Source organism: Terriglobia bacterium, from assembly GCA_032252755.1.
GTDB lineage: Bacteria > Acidobacteriota > Terriglobia > Terriglobales > Acidobacteriaceae > JAVUPY01.
In genome coordinates this window covers 1-4,476 of record JAVUPY010000046.1, presented here as the reverse complement: position 1 = coordinate 4,476, position 4,476 = coordinate 1, and the positions used below count along the sequence as shown (strand labels likewise).

Sequence of the window (4,476 nt, the reverse complement as noted above, 5' to 3'; positions counted from 1 at the left end):
ATTCTCCGCCAAGTTGTTGCTTAGTTCCAGCGCTGCATGTTCCAGGAAGATTGTCAGCCGCCTCCATAGTCTGAGAGCATAGCTGCAGGCTTTGCCTGCCGCGCTCTTGGGCAACACGATCTTGCTCATCGCAAGGATCTGTTCGTGGATTTTGTCGAGCAGGGGTAGGGCCTCCTGGAGTCGCAGGGCATGACGGGCTGCGTGATCCATCTTCTCGTCGCGAGCACGAGCATCGATCGCAAACAAGGCGTCCATCAGTTCGACGATGCGCACCGAATCCACGTCCTGCTTGTTGAGCTTGATTGCGTCGATGAAGTACCGTCTCGCATGGCTCCAACAGGCCGCATGTACCATCTTCGGGCCGCCCACACCACGGTCGTAGGCCACATATCCGTCTGTTTGTAAAATTCCTTCGAACTTGTCCAGGAAATGCGCCGGGCCTTCGCGATCGCGACCCATGCGAAAATCGAAGACCACCGAACCTCCCGGCGATCCGTATTGCCACAGGTATGATTGGTGATTCTTGCCGCGACTATCATGTGTCTGAACATCGACAGGCGTTTCATCGGCCTGGATGTAGCTTCCTGCCAGCAACTGACTCCGCATCGCGCTCACCACGGGCGCCAGCATTTCACCAACCGTCATGATCCAGCCACAGATCGTAGCGCGGCCGATATCGATGCTCGCATCGCGCAACAAGATCATGCTTTGACGGTAGACAGGATTATGATCCCCATACTTTCGAACGATCGTATCGATGATGATTTGGTCCGACACCAGGCTCTTGTCGATGATTCGTGGGGTTACGGGCGCTGTGGCTACGCCTTGCTCTTCGCACTTCTTGCACGCCCGCTTTTCACGCTTGAGGACTTGCACGAAATACTCGGCCGGCTTCACGTCGAGAACTTCGCTGACTTCGTACCCGATCACCTTCGTCTCAGCGCCGCAGCTGCCGCACTTGCACTGTTCCGGCGTGCAGGCAACGATCTTCTCCACGCGGGGCAGATCGGCGGGCAGTTTCTGGTGGCCGGGATGCGAACGCCTCTTCTTCTGCTTCTCATCCTGCGAAGAACCAGGCAGCGTCTCACGTTCGCTCTCGACAGCAACTTCTACGTTGCTGACGCCAGGTTCATGCTCCAACAGTTCCAATTGCAGGCCGCTCAGCTTCTCACTGCCGGGTCCATACTTGGCAATTCGCGCCAGCCGCAACCGCTCTTCAAGAACCTGTACCTTCAACTGCGCATTCTGTAGCTGGAACTCGTACGAGTTGAACTTGCCGTTCACTGCGGCAAAAAGCGAAGGATCAAGATGCGCTTTCAGTTGATCGAGAAGGTCGATGCGGGAGGATGAACCATCGGTCGGAGTGGGCGTTGCGGAAGGATTGAGATTCGCACTCACGATGCTTATTGAATAGCAGAAACACTTGTGGATAAACAAGTGAAAAGCACTGTATTCATGCGGTCTTTCGTGACTTTGATGATTCATCCGCGATGGGCTTGCGAAACCACTTGCGTTCGCGTGCCTGGGCAAGATCGATACCACCCAGAAGCATCGCAAACTGCTCCTGGCTCAACACCACTTTGCGCTGCTCCTGATCGACGACGGGCCAGTGTACTCGTCCCTTTTCAATTCGCTTCGAGCAGACCCATAGCCCTGTTCCGTCAAAGAAAATGACCTTGAGACGATTCCTCTTTGCGTTTGAAAACAAAAACAGATGACCGCTCAATGGATCGCACAACAACTGGTCGCGCACAAGACCATAGAGGCCATCGAACGATTTACGCATGTCGGTTGTGCCAGGAGCAAGATAGATGCGCGTCGCAGCGCCCACGCCGAACACGCTACGACCTCTCAAGAACAGCGACCAAGCGTCGTAACGTCTGGTCGTCGAACCCATCGCCCACTTCCACCCGGCGACCGTTCGACAAAAGCACCTTAAGAGAAACCGTCCGATCCAGATTGCAAACAGGATTTACGACTTCAGCCAGCTTTACCTCAACCAGGGGGCCACGTCCGACAACTTCGCTGTCTTGACGGGCTTCCGCCTCAAACTGTTTCTGCAAATGGCGGCTAAGCGTGCTCAATGCCAACCCATGACGGCGGCAGAACTCGCTTCGTCTCAAACCGCTCGCTCGGTAAGAACTCGCAATCCGAGCAATCTCCGCCCGACCCCGACGACGAACCGCCATTCCAGTCTCTCCAGCCATGACAACAGTCCACCACAGCCGAGACACGGTTAACAGATGTGGTTGGTCAGACGGATACAATCAATGGATTGAGACGCCGATGGTCATCACCTCGCTCGATCTCGCAAAGCGCGAGAACATTCTTCCTGGCCTGAAGCAGGTGCGATGGGATTTGGTCAATCTTTATCATTGGGCTTGGAGTAAGCATCCCTGAACATACGACGGTCGAGGCTGACCGTGCGATGAGATCTTGCGCTCGCATCTACACAATTATTCAGGAACCGCCGACTCTGTGGGTGCCCGAGAAATTAGTAGATCAAGAATTAAAGGTTGTCAATGTATTGCCCATGTATATGCAAGGCATCCCAAGAACAGATAACTATGACCGGGTTGCGAAGACCATCGTCGAATCGGTGAAGGAAACCAATCCGATTGCATACGTAACCTACGCAACCCTCTAGCGTACGATAGTGTCACACAGAATATCATTCGCTATGCCAAGCAATTTGTCATCCCGTTTCGGGTCATACCGGGCATTTCGTCGATTGATTCTTTGCTTTGCGACCTTGGCGTGGACATGGCGCCCGGTATTCAGATATTTGAAGCGTCCTGGCTGGTAGCTGCTCAGATTAGGCTGCGCACCGACGTCGCCGCTGTACCACTACAAGTGGGAGCTTTCGGTTCTTTTCTGGCTCACTACGATACTTTCCCGTCGTCAGCTGCGCTGGCAGGCTTAGTTGGACATTTGACCCACGTTTCCCAATCATCGCGGCCTCGGCATAAAGGGCAAGTCCCACCATGCTGCGGCGAGTGTCCTTCGTGAACATGCAGAATGCCAGGGGTAAACGAAGGTTTGGAAACAGGCCACGCGGAATCATGTCGGCGCGCAGGCTCCACTTCTCATTCCAGCGATTCACCCGGCCAAATGTCTGAAAGGCATAGGCGGGAAGCAACAGCCCGCAGCGTCCATCGGTAGGCAGGATGTGATGGGAGCGGTTGAGGAACCGTTCGATCACCGGCACGACGAATGGCGGATTGCCGATGACGGCAGTCACATCCGGGGGGAGCGGGATGGTCGAGAAATCTCCAGTAAGGATCTCGCGATTTGTGTTGGCACGTGCTCGGTCGGCCAGTTCGGGATCGATCTCGACGCCGATCACAGGAACTGAATCCGGGATGGCTTTCAAGAATGACCCGAGACCGCAAGAGGGTTCGATCACCAGGTCTGAAGGATTGAGATCGGGAAAATAGCGTGTTACCAGAGACTCAGCCGCCCATTCGGGAGTAAACCATTGTGAAAGCGCGGGATTTTGGGGTCCGCTTTCCTGCTGTTCTTCTGAGGGGAACGCTTCAAACAGGAGCGGATTTGCAGCGGTCGAATGGTCGAAACTCATACATCACTCCTCTTAGTCGAACGAAAAAGGGGTCGAGATTCCGACGCCGTCGAATGCGCGAAACGATGTGTGTGGAAGCTACTCGATGGAGCGTGCGAAACGTATTGCCTCACCGGGCTGGACCCTGGCCCAATCATTCCCCGATCCGCGCCGATATGTATCGCCGTTCGTCGGATCAATGTTGAGATAGCGCCGGGAATTGATATGTTTGTACATCTCGAGCCCACGGTCTTGATCGCGGCCCATGTACATGAACTCCGAGCAATACGAGGGGCCAAGCAAGCGTTCAAGGGCTTTCCACGGCGAAACCGCATCGGACACTTCCAGAGTGTGTTCCTCGACATTGAAGGAATCCAGCGAGCCCTCGATCTCACTCTGGAGGTAGCTGGCCAGTTCGTCAAAGTTGCCCGCGCCAATGTGCTTGTCGAATACGGCCTCTTCCTCAGTCGAATTGCACAAGCGGCCTTTGGTTTCGATGTAGGCATCTTTCTGAGTGGCGTGTACGGAGGTGCTGAGACCGGAGTCTGTGTCCGAGGTGACGGTCCAGACAGTGATTTTCATGGGTGCTCCTAAGGGTTAAAAAGGCGACCGCTATTCTTTTCTTCGGATAGATCGCCGGATAGATGAGGCGCGAACATTATCTGCTAGCGCATGCTGGATGTGTGGCTGGACGGCGACGTGTACCCTTCCGGCTTTGTCGCGTTGGCATGGAGCGCGACCATGGCCGCCTTGCCAAGCTCGTTGAGGTGCCCGTTGACGGCTCCCTCGACAAGCGCGAGGTCCCGCGGCGCCAGGTCATTACCGTCGTGGGTGGCGCGGAGGATGTCGATAGCAAGGTCAGACATACCCCGCGTGGGCTCTGTGGGTTCCGCAGACGCGCCCCGATAGCAATTGCC

General features: G+C 55.3%; 6 protein-coding genes. 1 reads left to right on the top strand and 5 read right to left on the bottom strand.

What is annotated here, in order from left to right:
* A partial coding sequence (locus tag ROO76_10345) for an IS66 family transposase (GenBank protein MDT8068550.1) occupies positions 1 to 1,398 on the bottom strand: 1,398 nt, incomplete at its 3' end.
* A 55-nt stretch (positions 1,399 to 1,453) separates the two neighbouring features.
* Positions 1,454 to 1,897, bottom strand: a complete 444-nt coding sequence (gene tnpB, locus ROO76_10340; protein MDT8068549.1) for an IS66 family insertion sequence element accessory protein TnpB — start codon at positions 1,895 to 1,897, stop codon at positions 1,454 to 1,456.
* 459 nt (positions 1,898 to 2,356) lie between these two features.
* On the opposite strand from tnpB, the gene ROO76_10335 reads away from it, so the two are divergent.
* Positions 2,357 to 2,647: an SAM-dependent methyltransferase gene (locus tag ROO76_10335; GenBank protein MDT8068548.1), complete on the top strand. Its 291-nt coding sequence runs from the start codon at positions 2,357 to 2,359 to the stop codon at positions 2,645 to 2,647.
* A 168-nt stretch (positions 2,648 to 2,815) separates the two neighbouring features.
* Here ROO76_10335 and ROO76_10330 read toward each other — a convergent pair whose 3' ends face one another.
* The 3 genes from ROO76_10330 to ROO76_10320 form a co-directional block, all read right to left on the bottom strand.
* A complete protein-coding gene (locus ROO76_10330; GenBank protein MDT8068547.1) occupies positions 2,816 to 3,580 on the bottom strand; it encodes a class I SAM-dependent methyltransferase in 765 nt (254 codons plus the stop codon).
* A 78-nt stretch (positions 3,581 to 3,658) separates the two neighbouring features.
* Positions 3,659 to 4,141 (bottom strand): hypothetical protein, encoded by a 483-nt coding sequence (locus ROO76_10325; protein ID MDT8068546.1) that lies wholly within the window; start codon positions 4,139 to 4,141, stop codon positions 3,659 to 3,661.
* 83 nt (positions 4,142 to 4,224) lie between these two features.
* On the bottom strand, positions 4,225 to 4,476 hold a 252-nt coding region (locus tag ROO76_10320), incomplete at its 5' end, for a hypothetical protein (protein MDT8068545.1).

Excerpts from the sequence above, each read along its gene's own strand:
- ROO76_10330 (MDT8068547.1), bottom strand. The coding sequence starts at position 3,580 with ATGAGTTTCGACCATTCGACCGCTGCAAATCCGCTCCTGTTTGAAGCG.
- ROO76_10325 (MDT8068546.1), bottom strand. The coding sequence starts at position 4,141 with ATGAAAATCACTGTCTGGACCGTCACCTCGGACACAGACTCCGGTCTC.
- tnpB (MDT8068549.1), bottom strand. The coding sequence starts at position 1,897 with ATGGGTTCGACGACCAGACGTTACGACGCTTGGTCGCTGTTCTTGAGA.